Origin of the sequence: Paenibacillus faecalis (assembly GCF_900289175.1) — a bacterium.
GTDB lineage: Bacteria > Bacillota > Bacilli > Paenibacillales > Paenibacillaceae > Paenibacillus_AQ > Paenibacillus_AQ faecalis.
Genome location: NZ_LT985747.1, coordinates 2,054,817 through 2,075,739 on the forward strand (window position 1 = coordinate 2,054,817; position 20,923 = coordinate 2,075,739).

At 40.9% G+C, this 20,923-nt stretch carries 18 protein-coding genes; 13 read left to right on the forward strand and 5 right to left on the reverse strand.

What is annotated here, in order from left to right; translation table 11 throughout:
- Window positions 1-64: 64 nt before the first annotated feature.
- From vanG to C8268_RS09820, 7 genes are all read left to right on the forward strand, one after another.
- Window positions 65-1,117, forward strand: coding sequence for a D-alanine--D-serine ligase VanG (gene vanG, locus C8268_RS09790; protein ID WP_106767490.1), 1,053 nt, complete (start codon window positions 65-67; stop codon window positions 1,115-1,117).
- 3 nt (window positions 1,118-1,120) lie between these two features.
- Window positions 1,121-1,966, forward strand: a complete 846-nt coding sequence (locus tag C8268_RS09795) for a D-alanyl-D-alanine carboxypeptidase family protein (protein ID WP_106767491.1) — start codon at window positions 1,121-1,123, stop codon at window positions 1,964-1,966.
- On the forward strand, window positions 1,953-4,103 hold the full coding sequence (gene vanT / locus C8268_RS09800) for a serine racemase VanT catalytic subunit (protein ID WP_234032736.1): 2,151 nt from the start codon (window positions 1,953-1,955) through the stop codon (window positions 4,101-4,103). Before C8268_RS09795 ends, vanT begins: the two co-directional genes overlap by 14 nt.
- Before the next feature lie 62 nt (window positions 4,104-4,165).
- Window positions 4,166-5,521 (forward strand): D-alanyl-D-alanine carboxypeptidase family protein, encoded by a 1,356-nt coding sequence (locus C8268_RS09805; protein WP_106767493.1) that lies wholly within the window; start codon window positions 4,166-4,168, stop codon window positions 5,519-5,521.
- A 397-nt stretch (window positions 5,522-5,918) separates the two neighbouring features.
- On the forward strand, window positions 5,919-6,902 hold the full coding sequence (locus C8268_RS09810) for an ABC transporter ATP-binding protein (protein WP_158702707.1): 984 nt from the start codon (window positions 5,919-5,921) through the stop codon (window positions 6,900-6,902).
- Entirely contained in the window at window positions 6,892-7,677 is a 786-nt protein-coding gene (locus tag C8268_RS09815) for an ABC transporter permease (RefSeq protein WP_158702708.1), read from the forward strand. The genes C8268_RS09810 and C8268_RS09815 overlap by 11 nt, the downstream gene beginning before the upstream one ends.
- Window positions 7,674-8,459, forward strand: coding sequence for an ABC transporter permease (locus C8268_RS09820; protein ID WP_106767496.1), 786 nt, complete (start codon window positions 7,674-7,676; stop codon window positions 8,457-8,459). The genes C8268_RS09815 and C8268_RS09820 overlap by 4 nt, the downstream gene beginning before the upstream one ends.
- Before the next feature lie 79 nt (window positions 8,460-8,538).
- Here C8268_RS09820 and C8268_RS09825 read toward each other — a convergent pair whose 3' ends face one another.
- Window positions 8,539-9,789, reverse strand: coding sequence for an MFS transporter (locus C8268_RS09825; RefSeq protein WP_158702709.1), 1,251 nt, complete (start codon window positions 9,787-9,789; stop codon window positions 8,539-8,541).
- Window positions 9,790-9,959: 170 nt separating this feature from the next.
- Between C8268_RS09825 and C8268_RS09830 the strand changes: the two genes are divergently transcribed.
- Complete coding sequence (locus C8268_RS09830; RefSeq protein WP_106767498.1) at window positions 9,960-10,391, forward strand: DnaJ family domain-containing protein; 432 nt, start codon at window positions 9,960-9,962, stop codon at window positions 10,389-10,391.
- A gap of 168 nt (window positions 10,392-10,559) precedes the next feature.
- Here the strand turns inward: C8268_RS09830 and C8268_RS22670 are convergent, their stop codons facing one another.
- From C8268_RS22670 to C8268_RS09835, 4 genes are all read right to left on the reverse strand, one after another.
- On the reverse strand, window positions 10,560-10,700 hold the full coding sequence (locus C8268_RS22670) for a hypothetical protein (RefSeq protein WP_158702710.1): 141 nt from the start codon (window positions 10,698-10,700) through the stop codon (window positions 10,560-10,562).
- Between the two features lie 248 nt (window positions 10,701-10,948).
- Window positions 10,949-11,095 (reverse strand): hypothetical protein, encoded by a 147-nt coding sequence (locus C8268_RS22675; RefSeq protein ID WP_158702711.1) that lies wholly within the window; start codon window positions 11,093-11,095, stop codon window positions 10,949-10,951.
- A 117-nt stretch (window positions 11,096-11,212) separates the two neighbouring features.
- Window positions 11,213-11,353, reverse strand: a complete 141-nt coding sequence (locus C8268_RS22680; protein WP_158702712.1) for a hypothetical protein — start codon at window positions 11,351-11,353, stop codon at window positions 11,213-11,215.
- A gap of 227 nt (window positions 11,354-11,580) precedes the next feature.
- The gene (locus tag C8268_RS09835; protein ID WP_199794833.1) at window positions 11,581-12,969 is read right to left on the reverse strand and encodes a helix-turn-helix domain-containing protein; all 1,389 of its coding nucleotides are present in this window, start codon (window positions 12,967-12,969) and stop codon (window positions 11,581-11,583) included.
- A gap of 408 nt (window positions 12,970-13,377) precedes the next feature.
- Here C8268_RS09835 and C8268_RS09840 point away from each other — a divergent pair, with 408 nt between their 5' ends.
- The 5 genes from C8268_RS09840 to C8268_RS09865 all read left to right on the forward strand — a co-directional run bounded on the left by C8268_RS09840 (window position 13,378) and on the right by C8268_RS09865 (window position 20,755).
- Window positions 13,378-13,926 carry an RNA polymerase sigma factor gene (locus tag C8268_RS09840; RefSeq protein ID WP_106767499.1) on the forward strand — a complete coding sequence of 183 codons (549 nt, stop codon included), beginning with the start codon at window positions 13,378-13,380 and terminating at the stop codon, window positions 13,924-13,926.
- Entirely contained in the window at window positions 13,923-14,750 is an 828-nt protein-coding gene (locus C8268_RS09845; protein WP_106767500.1) for a hypothetical protein, read from the forward strand. Before C8268_RS09840 ends, C8268_RS09845 begins: the two co-directional genes overlap by 4 nt.
- Window positions 14,734-15,633 carry an ABC transporter ATP-binding protein gene (locus tag C8268_RS09850; RefSeq protein WP_106767501.1) on the forward strand — a complete coding sequence of 300 codons (900 nt, stop codon included), beginning with the start codon at window positions 14,734-14,736 and terminating at the stop codon, window positions 15,631-15,633. Before C8268_RS09845 ends, C8268_RS09850 begins: the two co-directional genes overlap by 17 nt.
- Window positions 15,630-16,646, forward strand: coding sequence for a hypothetical protein (locus C8268_RS09855; RefSeq protein ID WP_106767502.1), 1,017 nt, complete (start codon window positions 15,630-15,632; stop codon window positions 16,644-16,646). Before C8268_RS09850 ends, C8268_RS09855 begins: the two co-directional genes overlap by 4 nt.
- 1,019 nt (window positions 16,647-17,665) lie before the next feature.
- Window positions 17,666-20,755, forward strand: coding sequence for a collagenase (locus C8268_RS09865; RefSeq protein WP_106767504.1), 3,090 nt, complete (start codon window positions 17,666-17,668; stop codon window positions 20,753-20,755).
- Window positions 20,756-20,923 lie beyond the last annotated feature (168 nt).

Genomic DNA, 20,923 nt, shown 5'->3' on the forward strand with positions numbered 1-20,923 from the left:
AAGAGATAGAGAAGCAAAAGAAGTAGGGTTTTTGTTTTTTAAGTAGAGTTTGGAGGTTTTTAAGATGGAAAAGAAGACAATTGCAGTATTGTTTGGCGGTTGTTCCAATGAGTATGAAGTGTCGTTAATCTCTGCCGCTTCAGTGATCGAACATATGGACACTGAAAAATATAATCTTGTGTTAGTCGGTATTACCAAAGATGGAGTATGGCTTAGATATACGGGAAATGTTGATGATATTCGCAATGACCGCTGGCATACACATCCTGGATGCATCCCTTCATTTTTCTCGCCAAGCAAAGAAGTGAAGGGGTTGATCGAACTAGTGAATACAGAATACCATGTAACACCGATTGATGTTGTATTCCCGGTGCTTCACGGTAAAAACGGTGAGGACGGAACACTGCAAGGGCTTTTGGAGTTATCAGGAATTCCATTTGTCGGATGTGATACGTTATCGTCTGCAATATGCATGGATAAGGAGATAGCGCACACGTTAGTGCAAGCTGCAGGTATAAATACACCACGTTCTTTAACGGTATACGAAGATGAAAACATAGAAAATGCAGTGGCAGAAGCAAAAGCTCTGGGTTTTCCGCTCTATGTCAAACCTGCCAAATCGGGTTCTTCCCTAGGAATTACGAAAGCTCATGATGAGCAAGAACTGGTAGAGGGAGTAGCATTAGCCTTTTCACACGATAACAAAGTGGTGATCGAACAAAATATCGACGGATTTGAGGTGGGCTGTGCAGTTCTGGGCCATGCTGATCCAATGATCGGCGTTGTTGATGAAATTGAATTGACGGGGGACTTTTTTGATCATACCGAAAAATACTCCTTGATTGGTTCAAAAATTCACCTTCCGGCTCGCATCGATGCAGACACGACGATCAAGGTAAAAGAGACCGCGCTAGCTATCTATAAGGTGCTTGGCTGCAAAGGCTTTGCACGGGTTGATATGTTCCTGGCCAAAGATGGCACAATTGTGTTTAACGAAGTGAACACCATACCGGGGTTTACGTCCAATTCTCGTTATCCGAAAATGCTTTGCGCTAGCGGCATCTCTTATACAGACATTCTGGATCAGCTGATCGAGCTCGCAGTTTCGGAGGTTTAGAGCATGGAAAGCATTTGTCATACTGTCCACCAACCACACCTAGAAAAGATTACAGAAATACCAGTTGAACGTAAAGACATTCACCGTGGACATCTTATTTTGGTCAACCGTGAGCATCATATTCAACTAACTCAACAAGAACTGGATTTGCTCCCGGTTAAAGGCATTCAAGCCTCCGAAGAATTCAAGCGGAACATGTATCTTGAGCGAGTCTGTTTGCAACAGCTAACTGCTTTATTGCATAAGTGCCAGGCGCTGGACAAGATTGCAGCCGTTAGTGGCTACCGCTCCAGTACAGAGCAGCGACAGCTTTATGAAGATTCATTACGGGAAAATGGAGAAGTATTTACGTCCAATTATGTTGCCCGTCCTAATGAGAGTGAGCATCAGACGGGTTTAGCCGTCGACGTGGGAGAAAGCAGCGATGAGATCGATTTTATTCGACCATCTTTTCCTGACCGGGGGGCTTGTAAAATATTCAAGCAGCTAGCAGCAGATTACGGATTTATTCAGCGCTATAAAGAGGGCAAGGAGCATATAACCAACATCGCCAATGAACCGTGGCATTTTCGTTATGTCGGTTTTCCGCACGCGGTGATTATAGAGCAGCTGGATTTATGTTTAGAGGAATATATCTGTTTTTTAAAACAGTATCGTTTTGGGCAGGAGCATCTTTATTTCAAGCATGGGAGCGATATGATCGAAATATATTACGTGCCGGCACGAGACTCCGCTACCATAATACCTGTTACGAACCGTAAACGATACAATCTGTCAGGTACGAACGAGGGCGGATTTATAGTCACAGTATTCCATGAAAAGGGCAGTGGACACTGTGGCATCCAGTAACCGTTTTGGCGCTATCGATCAGTTTAAAATCATTGCCGGCATTCTCGTGATCGCCATTCATACAGGTCCTTTAACGACCTACAGCGCTTATGGTGACTTTCTGTTTACCAGCATATTTGCACGTATTGCGGTCCCATTTTTCTTTATGGCTTCAGGTTTCTTCCTATTTCGGAAGCTGAATGGGACAAGCGCTCAGAACTTGGCGATCGTGCATCGCTATGCGTCAAAAATTGGATTATTATACCTTATTTCGATTATTCTTTATTTACCGCTTAACGTATATGCAGGATATTTTACAGAATTCAGTTGGTATGCGCTAATAAAAGATCTTATATTTGACGGTACATTATATCATCTATGGTATTTTCCCGCATTGATTACGGGCGTTTATATTACTTTTTTTCTTTTGAATAAACTGCCGTTTCCGCTTTTGTTCCTTGTAACCGGATTACTTTATTTTATTGGCCTGCTAGGCGACAGCTATTTTGGAATCACCATACTGAATGATCATGTACATGAGCTCTACACGCAAATGTTCCAGCTGTTTGATTATACGAGAAACGGTTTGTTTTTTGCACCGCTGTTTTTGACTCTAGGTGCTTGGACGGCAAAACGGACACGGCCCCTGCCTCCAGCTAGGGAGAGCGCGATATGCTTTATCACTGCACTGACCTTTATGTTTCTGGAGGGAATGCTGTTGAAACAAGTTGCATGGCCGCGGCACGACAGCATGTATGTTTTTTTAGTCCCTACCGTATATTATCTGTTCCAATGGTTGCTCTCGCTACAGGGCAGAGGTGGTGCATACCTGCGGCAAATCAGCACTTGGATGTATATACTTCATCCGATGTGCATTGTGTTCGTTCGTGCTGTCGCGAAAGTTACTGGTTTAAGCGAACTGCTTATATCTAACAGCCTCATTCATTTCTTCGCTGTCACACTGCTTTCAGTTCTCGCTGCGGCTATAGTTGCACGAATGACGTTGAGAAAAAGCGGGAAAACAGACAACAAGCACAGAGCCTGGGCGGAGATTAATCTGGCTTATCTCCGGCATAATCTCACGGAATTGAAACGCGTCTTGCCTAAAGACTGTGAAATCATGGCTGTTGTAAAGGCGAATGCTTATGGACACGGTGCTCCGCAGGTGGCGAAGTTCTTGACTCGGGAAAATATAAAGCATTTTGCAGTTGCAGAAATTTCGGAAGCCATTGCACTGCGCAAACAAGGCATTCATGCGGAAATATTAATTTTAGGATGTACAGCTCCCGAACGTTTTGGCGATCTCGTACGTTATCGCTTGACACAAACAGCAGTTAGCGCGGATTATGCGGCAGGACTTAATGCCTATGCAGAAAAGGTCGGCAAAAAAATAAAAGTTCATATCAAAATCGATACAGGAATGGGCAGATTAGGCGAGCGTTATGAAAACATAGATCGCATTTGCAGCATCTATCGGCATGCTAGTCTGCAAGTGATGGGAACGTACAGTCATTTATCTGTATCCGGCAGTCGAACAGCAGAAGATATTGCTTACACAAAAATGCAGATCGATCGCTTCTATCATGTCATTGGACAGATCAGAGAAGCAGGGCTTTCCCCAGGCGTCCTTCATATTCAAAGCAGTCATGGCATCCTAAACTTCCCCGATATCCGATGCGGATTGGCACGTCCGGGTATTGCACTATACGGTTTGCTCGGTATGGAAAACAGCCAGCCCCCTGTAAACATTCATCTGCGTCCCGTTCTTTCCCTGAAGGCAAAAGTAGTTCAGGTCAAGACGATTGATGCAGAGCAGCCGGTCGGATACGGACGAAATTACGTGCCGATACAAACAAGCCGAATTGCTGCCGTGTCTATCGGTTATGCTGACGGCATTTCCAGGGCTTTGTTCGGGGAAGGGGGATATGTCCTGGTCAGAGGGCAGCGAGCTCGTATTGCGGGCAACATATGCATGGATCAGATGATGATTGATGTGACACATATTGATGGTGTTCAGGCAGGTGATACGGTCACACTCATTGGGCAAGATGGACAGGAGATCATTACAGCGGAGCAAATTGCGCGTCGCTGCGGAACGATCCCCAATGAAGTGCTTAGCGGTATCGGAGCAAGAGTGGAAAGATTCTATCTCGGGTGAACTTGTTATGGGGAAAGGGAATGAATGAAGAGTACTTATGAGATTAGAGGGGAGAAATCACGTTGATAGGCAATTCTGTTAAGAGAAAGAAGAAATATGATGTACGAAGAATACTGGGGTTCTTTATGCTGTTTAATATGCTGCTAATGGGGGGCGTGCCGATTTCTGTGCTAGCTGCTTCAAGTGCTAAAACTGATCGAGTCCCTTCGGCAGAGCAGCTTAAGTTGGAAGTGAAATCTGCCGTACTGCTGGAGCCATCTACGGGTCAAGTGCTCTTGTCTGTCAATGCGGACGAGGCATTGCCTCCGGCCAGCATGACGAAGATGATGACTGAATATATCGTAGCGGAACAGGTTAAGCAAGGAAAGCTTTCTTGGGACGATACCGTGACCGTGCGCGAGAATGCGGCTAAAACGATCGGCTCCAGAATATTCCTGGCTGAAGGCGATCAACACACGGTTCAAGAGCTTTATATAGCAATGGCTGTCGGCTCAGCTAACGATGCAACCGTTGCATTAGCCGAGCATGTTGCCGGTTCAGAGGAAGCCTTTGTAAAGATGATGAACGATACAGCCAAGAAAATGGGTCTTAAAACAGCATACTTTATCAACTCCACTGGTCTAAGCCGTGAAGATATGCCGGAACCATTCCGTCCTGAGGAAGACAAAGAGACGGTTATGTCCGCGATGGATGCCGCTATCCTGGCCAAAAATCTGATTAAAGACCATCCGAATTTTAGCGAAGTTACCGCGATCCAAAGCTACAAATTTCGTGAGCGTGATGATAAGCCGATCATCAATATAAACTGGATGCTGGAAGCGAACAAGAACATTCCCAACTTCAAGCCATATGCCTATGAAGGGCTGGACGGTTTAAAGACAGGTCATACTGAAGCTGCTAAATATTGCTTTACCGGAACCGCTGAACGTGACGGCATGCGCCTGATCAGCGTAGTTATGGGGGCTGAATCGGAAGGAGCGCGTTTTGTTGAGACACGTAAAATTCTGGATTACGGCTTCAACCATTTTGAAGTTAAAGAATTACAGCTTGAAGGGGCAGCCGTTAAAGGCTTTGAATATGCGTCAGTGAAGAAAGGCAAACAGAAGGAAGTTGGGCTCGTTACAGATCGCCCGCTGACGTTCGTCGTACCGAAGGGGACTAAGGACTTTCCGGAAAACAACATTCAAGTTGAAGTCAAACTGGACCCCGCTGCATTGACAGCACCTGTTGCCAAAGATAAAAAGGTTGGTACCGTGAGCTATCATTACAAAGTTGAAGGCATGTCCAACGTCCAAACCGATACTCTGAGTCTGGTTGCAACCGAAGAGATTGAAAAGGCAGGCTGGTTTAAACAGTTCTGGAGTGCGGTTGGCCAGTTTTTCTCGAATTTATGGGACTCGATTAAAAATCTATTTTAAGACGAAGGAGTCGATGCTTTTGCATCGACTCCTTAATAACTTCAAAATAAATTACTTCTGTAACTTAAGGATTCGTCCGTGGCTCTTTTCCCATTCTTCCCAAGCTACTACGCCCAAATCAGGCTGAGGTTCATCAGGCAACATGGATATAAACTCTAATTCACCAATCCAATAACAATACCAAAAAAATCATATTGCACTTTTTAACATTTATTACCTAGTTTATTTCCATTAATGTGGTAAGATTCCTGTATATAAGGTAAAAAAGGGTAAAGATGGAACTAGGGAGTTAATAATCTTTTGAATGTTTCAATTAAATGAAATTAATAAGTGAGATAGTTAGGAGGCAAGAGCCTTCTAACTATTCTTTATGGAGCTCGCAATAAGGAGAAAGATCATGGAAATTATCAAACTTGAAAACATAAATCATGAATATATCACTTTCCGAAAAAAAGAAGGCTTAAAGGGGTCTTTACAAGACTTTTTCAAAAGGAATTATGAGAAAAAGAAGGCTTTAGAATCTATCAATATAACCATTCAAAAAGGGGAGTTCATCGGCTTATTAGGTCCTAATGGTGCAGGTAAAACAACCTTAATGAAAATAATTTCAGGATTAATAAAGCCTTCATCAGGTGATATTCATGTCTTGAATCAGAAGCCATTTAAAAAATCTTCCGCTTATTTGAAACAGCTTGGTATGGTGTTAGGGCAAAAAAGCCAACTGGCATGGGATTTACCGGCTATTGACACTTTACTTGTCCTTAAGGAGATTTATGGTATAAGTCAGGAAAAGTACAAGCAGCGATTGGATGATTTGCTCAGTCTTTTGAATATTACGGACCATCTTCACACACCCGTTCGAAAATTATCACTTGGTGAAAGAATGAAATTTGAATTAACCGCTTCCCTTCTTCATTCTCCGAGTTTGTTGCTGCTGGATGAACCTACCATCGGTTTGGATGTATCGAGTCAACGAGCTATACGGGGATTTTTAAAACTAATTAATGAACAAGAAGGTACAACTATATTATTAACAAGTCATTATGCTCGAGATATTGAAGAGCTGGCCAATCGATTAATCATTTTGAAGGAGGGTACGATCAGCTATGATGGGTCGCTTCCTGCGCTTTTGAATGAAGGCAGCCAATTAAAAACATTGCGAGTAGAACTGTCTTGCGGCATGCCATTAACCGAATATGGTTATAGGATGACAGGAAATCATATTTGGGAGAAAAGTATACAGCAGGAAGAACTGAATGTATGCATCCAAAAATTAATGGAGTTGAAATGTCACCTCGTCAATATTAGTACTCTAGATATTCCTTTGGAAGAGAAGTTATATTCATTATTTTCTAACGATGGAGATCAGTATGAACTATAAAGCATATTTTCTAATATTTAAAAACAATCTTTATATTTCGCTTTCTTATCGATGGAATATTATTTCCGGCATATTGCTGATGATACTGCAAATAATGGTCAGCCTTTTTGTATGGTTAACCATATTTGATACGACGAGCAATGTAAAAAACTACACAGTTACAGATATGATCTCTTATTTCCTGTTGAGTGCTTTAGTGGGTGTAACATTTTCTTCTTCCCATATATTTAGATTGACCCGTATGGTTAGAACAGGGCAGTTAAATATGGTTTTAATAAGACCGTATTCATTTCTTCTTGATAGTTTCTCCAATTTTATTGGCAGTAAAATGATTGAGTTCGGAACAACGATTTTATTGGCTGTAACCCTGTATTCTGTTGGCTTAACTACTTGGCATGGCATCAGTTTGCTTGAGTTACTGTTGTTACTCACTAATTTCACGCTGCTCTTTATCTTCGGATCTTTTTTAGGAAGTTTAAGTTTTTGGCTAATCCAGATGTGGCCTTTAAAATCACTTTATAATTCGATGATGGCCATCTTCGGTGGTGCATTATATCCTTTAGACTTATTACCGGATAAATGGGCTCAATTGATAACACTCACCCCATTCCCTTTATTTGGATACGTTAATATACGTCTCCTTCAAGGAGAACTTCACTACAATGAAACTCTCTATTATTTAATATTATCTGTTATATGGCTGATCATCTTTTCTATCGGTTATAAAATATTATGGGTCAAAGGTTTAAAAAAATATGAGGGAGTCAATGCATGAGAAGGTTCATTCCGATTTTTTTACTCTTTGCTAGAAACAGTTTGTCTCAGATGCTTATATATCGAATAACATCTTCATTTATCATTATATTTGGGAGTTTATTTGTTGCAGCTGAAGTTATAAGTATTGTTATTTACTATCAATTCACTGACAGTATTGCCGGTTGGGGATTTTATGATTTTTTAGCTCTATTGGCAACATTTCAATTGATTAGCTCTTTGTATCAGTTTCTTTTTGTTGGGTCTCATGAAGTGCTTATGGACAACATTGTGGAAGGTAAGCTGGACTATGATCTCATTCGTCCGATTGATTCCCAAATCATTTGCTCTATTAAACAGCTGGATTATTCAAGTTTAATCAATTGTCTTATTCCTATTGTCCTGTTGATTTATTGCTGGCCAAACCTGGATATATCGTTTTCTTTGCTGAATATGATCATTTATCTGACTTTCGTATTGTTAGGTGTTTTTTTCTACTTTCTGCTTAATCAATTTTTTGTTACGTTAGCGTTCTGGATTGAGAGGCCTCATAAATTGGCTGGTGTTCCCGAATACATACTTGAGTTTTCCTCCAGGCCAATGAAAGTTTACCCACGAGTTATTCAAATGATCTTCGGCATCATTTTTCCGATTATAACGGTCGTAAACTTGCCGGTGGAGTTTTTAAAAGGGGAAGCAAACATGAAGGTCATTTTGTGGATCATCGTTTCATTGATTGTTTTTTTTATAATCGTGAGATTACAGTGGAAGTTAGGCGTTAAAAGATATGCGAGTACGAACTAGATTCATAAGATTACTACTGCAATGATAATGGGGAACATGTAAGTTCATGTTCCCTTTTCATTTTAAGTAGATATTTTTCTCAAGCAGAATGAGTTTTCTCTGAATTTGCTCGTGGATCTAACTTGATAGCACAAAACAGACAACATACGATATACACCAAACTTAATAGAAGATATGGAAGCTGGAGTGAGAACACACGTTCAAATACATTTTCGCTCACTTGAACCAATAACCCGCCTGCCAATGTGCCGATCGTACTGATACCGAATGATAGGAAGCGGAAGACACTTCCGACTCTTCCCAATATGTAATCTGGAGCGGAACGCTGCAAGATGGAAGATCTGGATACATTATAGACAACAATAAAGAAAGCTGAAAAGAAATAGAGAAAGCCAACTGCGTAAGCATTGGTGGTTAACCCGACAATTCCATAGGCGATCCCCATAAATAATATAGAAGAAATGATTAATTGTTTGGAGTTCCATCGATTACGCATCAAAGCCACTGCTTGGCTTCCGAGAATGCTGCCGATCGTTGCAATAGATATCATGATTCCAAAGGAGAAAGCATCCAGTTTTAGCACTTCCCGAACAAAAAAGATCTGCGTTGACAAGATCATAGAGTACATAAACGTAATGATGACTGACAAAACAGCCAATATGCGTAGAAAGGAGTCCTGGTATACATAACGGATTCCAGACCACATTTCCTGTCTCCACCCAGTTTTGGAGCTGCTCTCATTCTTTTGAGTATCCTTTTGTGGAATAAAACTTCCCCTCAGACCAACCAGAAGAACTAGGGCAAACAGAGCCGTTACTGTATCAATCGCGAAAGGATAGACCAGGCTTACCGTAATAATTAGACCGCCCAATGCAACGCCCAGGATATCGCTCGTAATTAACTGGCCTGCTGTAAACTGACCATTGGCTTTCTCCAAATTTTTATCTTCTACAAGCTGAGGAATCATCGTTTGAACCGTACTGTCAAATATAACCCGGCTAAGACCAATGCCAAACATAAACAAAGTTAATATCGGAATGCTGATCCAGCCAGCCCAGATAAACACGGTTAGAAAGAGCAGGAACAACATCCTGATTAAGCTTGCCCCCACAACCATATATTTACGTGAGAGACGATCGATCCATACCCCAACTGGTAAGCTGAACAATAGCCAGGGCAATCGAAGTGCTGCCATCGTCAAGGAAGCATGAAAGGTATTGCTTGTTAGTGTGGAGATCAACCACGGGACCGCAGCAATCGTAAGCCCATCACCCAAAAAAGTCAGAGAGAAAGCACCGAAAAGTTTCGTATAGTTCGACTTCGTCTTCACGATTTCCTCCTGAGTAAATAAGGTTATAAACAATATGAAAACGTTTCTTTTCACTCCCACTTAAGTTATCATAAAATGTATATAATTACTATTTCTAAAATGAATTGTCGGTCATAACAACAATCTACTAGTGCTTTCGTGTAGCAATTATGTAAAAAGAGGTGATCAGTATGGAATTGAACGATAACCGAAAAGAGTCCATGTCTAGTTCAGAAGAAAATCATAAAAAAGACAACGAAGAGCGCCAGATGTCCACCAGTAACTCGCTTGTGGAATCAGCTGTCGGTGAATTTGCTAGAAAAGGCGGTTTTGATGATTTGCGGGCTAAGGGAAAACCAATCAAGATCGAAGACGGGGATGTTCTAACCGGGATTATGAAGAACGCGAATTACCAACCAGCGTGGATTGAGCTGAGAAAAGAAATCGCTGCGGAAATAAAGCGGCTCTTGGAGTGTGCGGATTTAAATTCAATTCCAGAGGAAGAGCTAGAGGGAATCAACCAAAAAATCATGAAATACAATAGAATCGTTCCAAATCAGTTGTTGCAAAAAGGGCTCGTATCCAAAATCAATTTGCACACAGCTTACGAAAAATGGGAGTGAGGTATAAATCGCCGAAATGGCGGATTTTTTGCTTTAACAAAACAAATTCTTGTCCCAGGGAAAGGACAAGAACTTGTGACATACATATCTTCATGCTGTACAGCTTGTGAATAAGTACAGTGTTTCTTAAGCTTAAGAGTCATCCAGTTCGTTTGTCCTAAAGGAAATTTACCATTTTACGGTGCCTGTTTGCCGATCAGATTGTACAGTAATACCCGTTTCACTTACAGGGGCAGCTGCAGACACGTAAGCGGATAAGGAAACGGTCACAAATAAACCAGTAAGCAATAAAACAACTCTTTTTTTCATAGACAAACAACCTCTTTTCTTTTGGGATGATCTTCCACATCCATTTTAATCCATTTATTTGATTTTGAAAAGAAATATTTGCGCCGAGCTATGGACTACAAACATCAAATGGAGGGGGAGGGTTTTGTATCTGAAATGTTTTCAGAAAAAATGACGGTACAGAGGAGTACCGCCATTTCTTTTTTTGTCTATGAAATTATGTTTAAGTATAATCCAAGTGGCCGATTACAGCTGGACAATGGACAGTATTAGTATTCCCCGCTACCCCAGCCATGACCAAAAGCTGTAACTTTGTCTGGTTGCACGGAATCAGCAAAGCTAGTAATTGTTCCTACGTTAACAACGGTAACAAGTAAAGCAGCTGTGAGTAATAAGACTTTAACTTTCTTTTTCATTTTATACACCTCACCAACAAATAATTTCTAATTACTTGCGATGATGATAGGAACCATTGTTGTCCAAAAAGAGTTTTTCATACATCAGTTAGAATTGCTGTGGTATGATAGCAAACCTTAAAGACCACCCCAGCCATGGCCAAAAGCTGTGAATTTGTCTGGTTGTACGGAATCAGCAAAGCTAGCAATTGTTCCTACATTAACAACGGTAACAAGTAAAGCAGCTGTGAGTAATAAGACTTTAACTTTCTTTTTCATTTTATACACCTCACTAAAAGTATTTTGTATGTTGATTAACACTTGATGTCCGCACAATGTTTATTTTAACTTATAAACCCAAATATTGTAATACCTATTCGGATTTTAAATCATAAAATTAGTGTTTTTTTTAAAATTGTTAAATTTCTAGACGTGACCAACTACTATAACTGTATCTAGTGTAGGAAATTATCAAAACCTCCAACATGACGAATAGCGGTAATAAACTAGCCATGAGCTATAAGAACCTTAGTTTTTCTTTTATTTTGACTTTGTATCTTGCTAACATACAATTTGTATTGGCTAATTTCTTCCGGTGATGGTAAATGCCTATACTGTTCAAAAAGAGTCATACATCGAATGATATTCTTATCACTGTTTATTTGAAGCGATAACTCTAGTCCTTGTAAAAGAAAATTAATGGCGTTCTTATAATTATTACGGATATAATAAACACTCATTTCGATCAATAATTGGGCATATTGCTCTGTCATTATAGGTTTATTGTAAGGCTCCAGCCTATTAGAAAAGGTTTTATAGGACAAATGACATTCAAAGCGCTTCAGAATATGATCAACATTAAAGTTATAAAAATTTGCTGCTAGAAGAATTTTATATATTGCTGTGGGAATTTCATATTCTATCGTCGATATATAATTAACGTATTCGTCTAATACATCTAGATCTCCGGATAGCAATCGATATAGTAATCTGTTTGCTGCAGCCCACTCTTTAAACTGTGAAATAATGTTTGCAGATTCTTCCGATTTCTCTTTGATCCAGCTTCCATCCTCATATAGTGAAACATATTCTAAAGCTTTATCATATTGCTCATACTCTTCATAGACGGTTGATCTAATAAGATAAGAATAAAGAATATAATAATAAATAGGATGTGTTGGACTATATTGATCAGTACGTTTCAAGCCAGTTTTTGATGAATACATTATGTTTGCAAGGCGATGTAATTCCGTAGCTAGCGTTTCAACCTTGCTCCAGCGATGAAGGGAACCGAATACATGAGATAGCTGTTTGAGGGCATCTAGTTGATGAGGGAGATCTAGCCGATCTATATAACATTCAAATATAGTAGCTGCCTTTAGATTATCGTCTAAATCATGGCCTATAGTCAGTTGGAATATGCGATATTGACAAAGAGCGAGACGCTCTGAATGCTGGTATTTTTCACCCTCACTAATGATCTTGTATAGTATTAACGCAGAGTTTTTATAATCTTGGCGAAATAGTTCTTCGGCAACATCAAATAACTTTGGTATATATGTAAGATTTTCTAATAAATTACTCGCGATCCGTTTTACACAATCGGGACGGTTTAACTGGGCACTACGTAAAATAAAAGGATGAATGCGGCGCCAAGTAGGGGCAGATAGAGTGAAACATTCCTCGATATACATCTCAAAAAAGTAATCCTCTGGCAATCCCATAGCAGCAGTAATCCGTTCTAGTTCACCCATTGAGATCGGTTTTCGATCCTTTAAAATACGACTAAGAGATCCAGAGTTAATACCGGAACGATGAGAAAACTGAGAAATGGATAATTGCTCTCCATTCAAATGATCTTCTAATTTTGCTCCGATCGTGGTTGTCGGCCTCAAACGTATCACCCCACAGACTTTGTCCCCAAACCGCTACTAATATAGTAATTAATCACTGTTCAATTATTAATATATATATAAATTACAAAAATTGCAAATATAAACTACATTTTAACAAACTTAGTATGAATTTATCAATTACTTCATCAAACAACGTAAAATCTATTAAATCATAAAATTTTTATATATAAATACGATAGATAACGCGAAAGCTAGGTAGCACACGGACTTTTCCAAGCAGGAAGCCTTTTAAAATTGCAAGAGACGACAGGGTTTTTTTCAATGTCTATTATGAAGGCACAAAATCAGTAGTTTTTCAAAGCTTCGCATGAATTTTAAATATTTATTTTTATAAACTTTAAATCTTTTTATCCATGAATACTCGTCATTCATAATGAGGTGTAATCAATGCAGACTGATGATGAACTGATAAAGAAAATCCGGAAAGGAAACCAAAGCGCTATCGAGATCCTGATTCAACGTCACTACAAAGTGGTTTTTGCTTATATTTACAGAAACTTGGGCGATTATCATATGGCATATGACTTGACGCAAGAAACATTTATGAAAATGGTAAGGAATATTCATTCCTATTCGAATAAAGGAAGCTTTCAATATTGGCTCTTGAAAATATCCTTGAATACTTGCAGAGATTACTTTAGGAGTCGCGCTTATCAAACTGCAAGCACATCCAGTCCTATCGATGAATCAGTTCTCGAAAACAAACTGGAGGGGCATGATGCAATTGAGCAGAAGCTGGAAAGCAATCTGATCAGAAGTGCCATCATGGAGCTTCCATCTTACCAGCGTGAGGCGATCATCCTGCGTTACTATCATGATTTAAAGATCCAAAAGATCGCTGAAATCACGTCTGCTGGTGAATCTACCGTGAAATCTCGAATTAAACAGGGCTTATCCAAGGTGAAAACGATATTGGAAAGGAGACATGAAACATGAAAAAGAGAGAACAAGAATGGGATCTCCCTGAGGAGCCGTTTTCTAGTGATCATGAGGAAGTCATAAATCGTTTACACCAATATGAAGTGGACTTTCCGGATGAAGCAGAAATGAACCGTACTGTTGAAGCTGTAAAAATGTACATGACAGAAAACACTAATCGTCGCTCTCTTATAAAAGACCATGTTTTCAATATCATTCGTGTAGCCTTAATGGACATCACCTATATAAAACCACTGTACTGGATAGTTAGCATTTTGCTGTATACAGCCGGGATTCTATTTTACTGGACAGGACAAAATCCGTATTTCATTGTTCTTACCCTTTCTCCGTTACCGTTTATTCTGGGCATTTTTGAAATATTCAGAGGCAGGGATGAAGGTATGCTGGAACTTGAAATGTCCTTTAAGTTTAACGCAGCCAGTATGATGCTTAGCAAGCTTTTTATCATAGCCGTATTTAATATTTTGTTGAATAGCCTCCTTTCCGTTTACTTTGCCGTCGTTCAAGAAAATCTTAATCTGCTCCATATGACCATGTATTGGCTAACTCCATTCACAATGGTTTGCGGTCTTTCACTAATGATTGCAACGCGGGTTAGAAGAAATTATTCGGTCGCATGTTTGATATCAATCTGGATCATTCTGTGTCTATCTTTATTAAAAATCCCAGCTTTGGAAGACAAGTTAACGACGATGAACAAAGCTGCTTATGCCTTGCTCATTGTACTTGGAACTGTGCTATTCATCATCCAAATCAAACTTTTGTTTTCAAAGACAACATCTTATTTTGAAAGGAATGTTCGCCTTGAAACTAACTATTAGTGGCCTCTCCAGAACATATAAGGATAAAGCAGCAATCGATGATGTATCCGCTGAACTTACAGCTGGCGTATATGGACTGGTTGGACCAAACGGTGCCGGAAAAACAACGTTGATGCGTATGCTGGCTGATGTTCTTAAACCATCCCAGGGTACGATTCAACTCGATGATGAAGATATACGGTTTATGGATTACAGATACAGAGAGCTGATCGGCTATTTGCCACAGGATTGCGAATTTTACAGTTATTTTACGGCCAACCGCTTTCTGAAATATGTTTCTGCACTTAAGGGACTGAATGAAAAGCACGCAAAAGGGAAGATCGATGATTTATTGCGTCTCGTTAATCTGAGCAAGGAGAAGCATAAAAAAATCGGCAGCTTTTCCGGTGGAATGAAACGCAGGTTAGGCATTGCTCAGGCCCTTTTAAATGACCCGAAAGTTCTGATCTTGGATGAGCCTACCTCTGGACTTGATCCAAAGGAAAGGGTTCGATTCCGAAATCTTCTATCAGATATTTCAGAGGATCGGATCGTTATTTTATCGACTCATATCATTTCTGATATTGAATATATCGCTAAGGAAGTTCTGGTGTTAAAAGAGGGGAAGTTGATCATTCAGGAGACACCGGAAAAGATACTTCATGAGTTGAACGATAAGGTATGGCATGTTACGGTGCCTGCTCATGAAATAAATCTACTTGAGCAAAGATTTACGGTAGGAAACTTGATGCGAAAAGGAAAGGAAGTCGAAGCAAGAATCATATCCGAAACCAAACCATTACCTACCGCTGTTGTACAGACGCCAAGACTGGAAGATATTTATTTATATTATTTTGGAGAAAGCCTCGATGAATATGACGAAGAAATGGAGGCTTTCAAATGAATCTGATCAAGCATGAGGTTTATAAAGTTTTTAGCCAAAAAGTGATCTATGTTGCTTTAGCCGTTTTTTCAGCTTTATGTCTCTTTGATTTTTATTCGAGCAACGATATATCGCTGCATCAAAAAACAAGGGAAGTTTACAAGTCGCTGGAAGGAAAGACAACGGAAGAGAGAATTGCCTGGGCCAAAAGGGAATACGAAGAAATAAAAAAACGCCCGAACGGAGAGCAGGATGATGAAACGACTGCAAGAACGAAGGTTGCAATTAATATTCTGAATTCGGATAACCCCGGAAATGAAGAGCTTTACGATCTTCAAAGCTGGAAGAATATAATCAGATTCACTGATCATGTTGGTTTTTATTTTATAGGCGGGCTAGTCATTTTAGGATTATCTAATATATTCAGCTATGAATACAACACCCGAATGGATAGTTTAATATTCAGCAGCAAGCATGGCCGCCGGAGAATCACGCTGGCGAAAGTCGCTGCAGTTGCCGTTTATTGTTCAGCTGTTTGTTTGTTTTTTTCTTGCCTGGTGTTTGTTCTGAATGGCTCCTTTTTAGGTTTAGATGGTTGGAACACACCGTTAGAGACCATGGTATCTTTCTATATGCATACATCTTTTGAAGGACCAATATGGCTCTTTTACGGGATGCAACAACTCTATGTGATCGCAGGCAGCATAATGCTCGGCTTACTGGTCACCTTTCTATCATCATTTACCAAGTTTCCGCTCATTCCGGCATTTATCGCTGGTTTCATATTTTTGCTTCCTGATGTGTTAAGTAAGACGGCCATCAACATTCCATATTTTACAGATTTCGTTGCTATAACATTTAAATATAACGAACTTGTCAGAATGGAGAGGTTGGGAGGTCCTGATTTTGTAACCTACGATATTTTTGGGATACCGATGAGCTTTGAATTATATGTGCTTATTCTGATGATCGTCTTATTCACCGTTTCTTGCTTGTGTATCGATTACAAGGTCAGAAAGCGACAGGTGATTTAAATGGGCAGTCTTGTTAAACATGAGCTATATAAAATCGGTTCTAACAAAATAGCACTATCTATAACTTTTCTGTTTGTTCCTATCTATATTTATTTTACATATTTACACTATACCTGGAATCCACAAGCAATTGCCTGGGAGCGAATTGTCGACTTCCCGTACAGCATAGGCTCTATGTTTGAGGGAATCATCATAATCCTTGCCTTATCCAGTTCTTTCACACAAGAATATGCATTCCAAATGGACTCGATCATCCGAAGTACAAAATATGGGAGAACACAAGCTGTCACAGCGAAAATCATAGCAGCGCTATTTTTCATTACGATAGTAGTTCTTGGATTTTGGTTCATGAATATCGGTGTTAACATCTGGATGGCTGGCGGGATAGCCGGAATGTCCTTGCCTTTATATGAACTTGAAAGGTATGTTCAATCACCTTATTCAATGAGCGTTTGGCAATACTGCCTCATTCAAATATTAACGAATCTGCTAGGCTGTATCGTTTTAAGCCTGTTTACTTTATTTCTTTCGGTTAGAAATAAATCGATTTTAGTCGTGTTTTTTATAAGCGGAATCGTATTTGTCATCCCTTTCCTGATACACAATTTTTCAGAGCTGTCCCTTATATGGGGGATGAAAAATCTGCTATTCACCGATTTGATGAGAGTTGAAAATATGTTTAACCGCCCTAGATTTATATATAAGGGTGATTGGACTGTCAATATAAATATTTGGTTTTTTTATGTTTATATTTGTTCGCTATCGATGTTTTTTCTATTAAATATTCACCAAAGGGGAGGGAGGTAGAATTATCTTTAGGTATATTGTTGTTCTGTTGAACCGACGATGAAGTGTCAGGTTTTTTCCGATTTATGCAGAGACTTAAGTCTTATATGTTTGTGAAAATTAGTTTTTATTGCTCATGTTCGTATAACCCCATATTGCCGATATTACTTTTTGACGTTCATTAATAGAGAACGTTGATCTGCACGAACAAGCATAAGGAGGCTATTACAAACATGAGACAAAACGTATGGAAAGGAATCGCATCTGCCTTGGTGGCTGTAACCGTCATCGTCAGTCCACTAGGCCAATCGGCTGCTGTGCATGCTACTTCCACGGAAGAAAAGCTAGCATATACGCAGTTGCATCCAAGCGGTGGATGGACCCAAACAGAAGACATGAGGCCAGGTGCACCATTAGGAGCGGAGCTGCCGGTTGCAGGTGCCGTGGAAGCGGGCATTGCGGAACCGCAGCAGGTAGAAACGCAGCAGAGTACACCGCAACAAGGTACCCGCTCTACATACAGCATGGCTTATTTGAACTCGCTGCCGTACGAGGAGCTTGTGAACGTGTTGGCAAGCATTGAATGGCATCAAATTCCTGAATTATTTAAATATAACGAAGATACTCGTCGATTTTATGCAGACGAAGCACGTTTTCAAGCCATTGTAGACGGCTTGGAGGAGAGCGGCAGGCGCTTTACAGCAGAAAACCACCAAGGTATTCCGACTTTGGTAGAGGTACTTCGTTCCGGTTATTATTTGGGATACTACAACCAAGAATTGAATTATCTTGATCAGAGTCAGGAGAAAGTGCTGCCAGCATTGAAGGCCATTACGGAAAACCCGAATTTTAATTGGGGAACACCTGTGCAGAGCCAGGTCATTAACTCAGCAGGGAAAATGATATCGAATTCTACGGTAACCCCAGAAATTATTAATAATTTGACAGGTGTAATCGAGCGGTTTACCGACTATGCAGACGAGTATGGTGGTGATCGGGCGGCAAGCGAGGCATATTATAGTCTCTTGCAAGGGATCGGTTATGTGCTGATGTGGCGTACGGAGCCAGCGCAAGAAGTGGCTTTCAAGGGAGCGATCGATCCATATTTGGAACAGTTGTTCCGCATGGCCAAAAATGGACCGAAATCACCGGAAAAGCTATGGCTGACGAGCAACGCGATTTATTATTCGGGCTCGCTTGCGCAGTACTACAGTGATCCGCGGCAAGTGAATCGTGTGCTGACGGATGTTATGCAGACGGTGCCTAAGTTAAGCGAGTTATATTTCGTCGCTGCCGAGCAAATTGAGCAGCATTTCTCAGGAACCGATGCGGATAACAGACGGATTGACATGGCTGTACTGAAGCAGCAAGGTAAGGAGTATTATCTGCCGCAGCGATTCGAGTTTGATGACGGTCAATTTGTATTCCAGACAGGGGACAAGCTGAGCAAGGAGCAAATTGAACGTTTGTACTGGGCGGCTAAAGAAGTTCAAGCCCAATTCTACCGCGTGATCGGCAACGATCAAGCGCTGGAACAAGGAAATACGGATGATGTATTGACGGTTGTTATTTATAACAATCCGGATGAATACCGAATGAACCGACATTTATACGGATATGAAACGGAAAATGGCGGAATTTACATCGAGGGCGACGGAACGTTTTTCACGTATGATCGAACGATCGAGCAGAGCATTTATAGCCTGGAAGAATTGTTCCGTCACGAATTCACCCACTACTTGCAAGGTCGGTACGAGGTGCCGGGGATGTGGGGCCGGGGACCACTTTATAGCGGAGGTCGCATGCAGTGGTTTGACGAAGGCGGTGCCGAGTTTTTCGCTGGTGCAACGCGGACAGAAGGGATTCAGCCACGTAAGTCCGTTGTGGGCAACTTAAGATACGACAGTCCGGAGCGGCGTATGTCCGTATCGGATACAGTTAATGCGCAGTACGGATCGTGGAATTTTTACAATTATGCGTTTGCCTTGTACGACTATCTGTACCAGAACGACTTTACGACACTTGACCGGATTCATGATGCTATCAGGCTCAACGATGCTAGAGCTTATGAAGATGTTCTTACAGCCATGAGCAGCGATGCAAGCTTGAATGAGTGGTTTCAGCGCGACATTGATGAGCAGGTCGCCAGCTATGACAATTTGACGGTGCCACTTGTGGCGGACGACTATTTGCGTATGCCGGAGCCAAAGCAAGTAGCGGAAATCTATAAAGAAATTACATCTGCAGCACGATTGAGTAATGTAAGCACGCAGGAGCGAAATTCTGATTTCTTCCGCACGTTTGAGCTTCGCGGTACGTATACCGGCGCCGCTTCCAAAGGAGAAATGCAGGATTGGCAGACGATGAATCGTCTGACTGACGACTTGTTGCTCAAGCTGACGGATCATCCGTGGGACGGGTACAAAACCGTAACCGCCTATTTCACAAATTACCGTGTGGATGGGAATGGGCGTTTTGTTTACGATCTTGTATTCCATGGTAAATTGCCGGTGAGTGAGGATCGCGGGAATGAAGGAAATGAAGGCAGTGACGGCAATAAAGGCGATGACGGCAGCAAGCAGTCCAATACAGACCAGGAACCGAACGATTCATGGGAACAAGCGGTTTATTTGGATGCAAAAGGAACAGTCGTATCAGGCACAATGAACGATACGGATCGCATGGATGTGTATCGCTTTGATGTCAAGCAGGCCGGCGACTGGATGGTTGATTTGCAAACGGAACAGAAGCGAAGTGTCGCTTGGCTGCTTTACCATGAGTCGGATATGAACAACTATGCAGCTTATCCTACCCATATGGAAGGAACTAGCGCAGCAGGTTCTGTGAAGGCCATGCCGGGTACTTATTACTTATTTGTATATACGATTGCACCAGGAGAGCAGCCTTACCGTGTGCTCGTGCAACCGGGAACATTGACCGAGTCTGAGACGCAGCCGGAAGCAGAACCGGTAAATCCTCCGTTCGAGGAATCGGAACCGAATGATAAAGCTGAAACAGCTAATGGACCCGTAGCTTTGGGCCGGACGATCACCGGAGCACTTACAGGAGAGGACTATCATGATATTTTTGCGATTGATGTAAGTCATCCATCTGAGCTTCACATTGAGTTGGAGCAGCAAGTTGGCGATAGTGCGAACTGGATGCTGTTTCGAGAAGGTGATATGAAGAATCCAGTTTCATATCCGAACACATTCGAAGACAATCGTCTGAGCTCGGATTATGAAGCGGCTTCAGGACGATATTATGTTTATGTCTATAACTATGGCAATAAAGATGTTCACTACACGTTGCAGATTCAATAATTAAACACGAAACTCAATCATTTGATTTACCTCCTGCTAGCGCCCTTAAGGCCACGGCAGGAGGTTTTTTTGCTAAGAGATCACGTACTACTTGAAAAATCTGACTTAACAATTACCGGTAATCGGTCGATAAATAATATATGCAATCAGGAATTAATCAACATAGGA

Excerpts from the sequence above, each read along its gene's own strand:
- vanG (WP_106767490.1), top strand. The coding sequence starts at position 65 with ATGGAAAAGAAGACAATTGCAGTATTGTTTGGCGGTTGTTCCAATGAG.
- C8268_RS09795 (WP_106767491.1), top strand. The coding sequence starts at position 1,121 with ATGGAAAGCATTTGTCATACTGTCCACCAACCACACCTAGAAAAGATT.
- C8268_RS09810 (WP_158702707.1), top strand. The coding sequence starts at position 5,919 with ATGGAAATTATCAAACTTGAAAACATAAATCATGAATATATCACTTTC.
- C8268_RS09815 (WP_158702708.1), top strand. The coding sequence starts at position 6,892 with ATGAACTATAAAGCATATTTTCTAATATTTAAAAACAATCTTTATATT.
- C8268_RS09820 (WP_106767496.1), top strand. The coding sequence starts at position 7,674 with ATGAGAAGGTTCATTCCGATTTTTTTACTCTTTGCTAGAAACAGTTTG.
- C8268_RS09830 (WP_106767498.1), top strand. The coding sequence starts at position 9,960 with ATGGAATTGAACGATAACCGAAAAGAGTCCATGTCTAGTTCAGAAGAA.
- C8268_RS22670 (WP_158702710.1), bottom strand. The coding sequence starts at position 10,700 with ATGAAAAAAAGAGTTGTTTTATTGCTTACTGGTTTATTTGTGACCGTT.
- C8268_RS22675 (WP_158702711.1), bottom strand. The coding sequence starts at position 11,095 with ATGAAAAAGAAAGTTAAAGTCTTATTACTCACAGCTGCTTTACTTGTT.
- C8268_RS22680 (WP_158702712.1), bottom strand. The coding sequence starts at position 11,353 with ATGAAAAAGAAAGTTAAAGTCTTATTACTCACAGCTGCTTTACTTGTT.
- C8268_RS09840 (WP_106767499.1), top strand. The coding sequence starts at position 13,378 with ATGCAGACTGATGATGAACTGATAAAGAAAATCCGGAAAGGAAACCAA.
- C8268_RS09845 (WP_106767500.1), top strand. The coding sequence starts at position 13,923 with ATGAAAAAGAGAGAACAAGAATGGGATCTCCCTGAGGAGCCGTTTTCT.
- C8268_RS09855 (WP_106767502.1), top strand. The coding sequence starts at position 15,630 with ATGAATCTGATCAAGCATGAGGTTTATAAAGTTTTTAGCCAAAAAGTG.
- C8268_RS09865 (WP_106767504.1), top strand. The coding sequence starts at position 17,666 with ATGAGACAAAACGTATGGAAAGGAATCGCATCTGCCTTGGTGGCTGTA.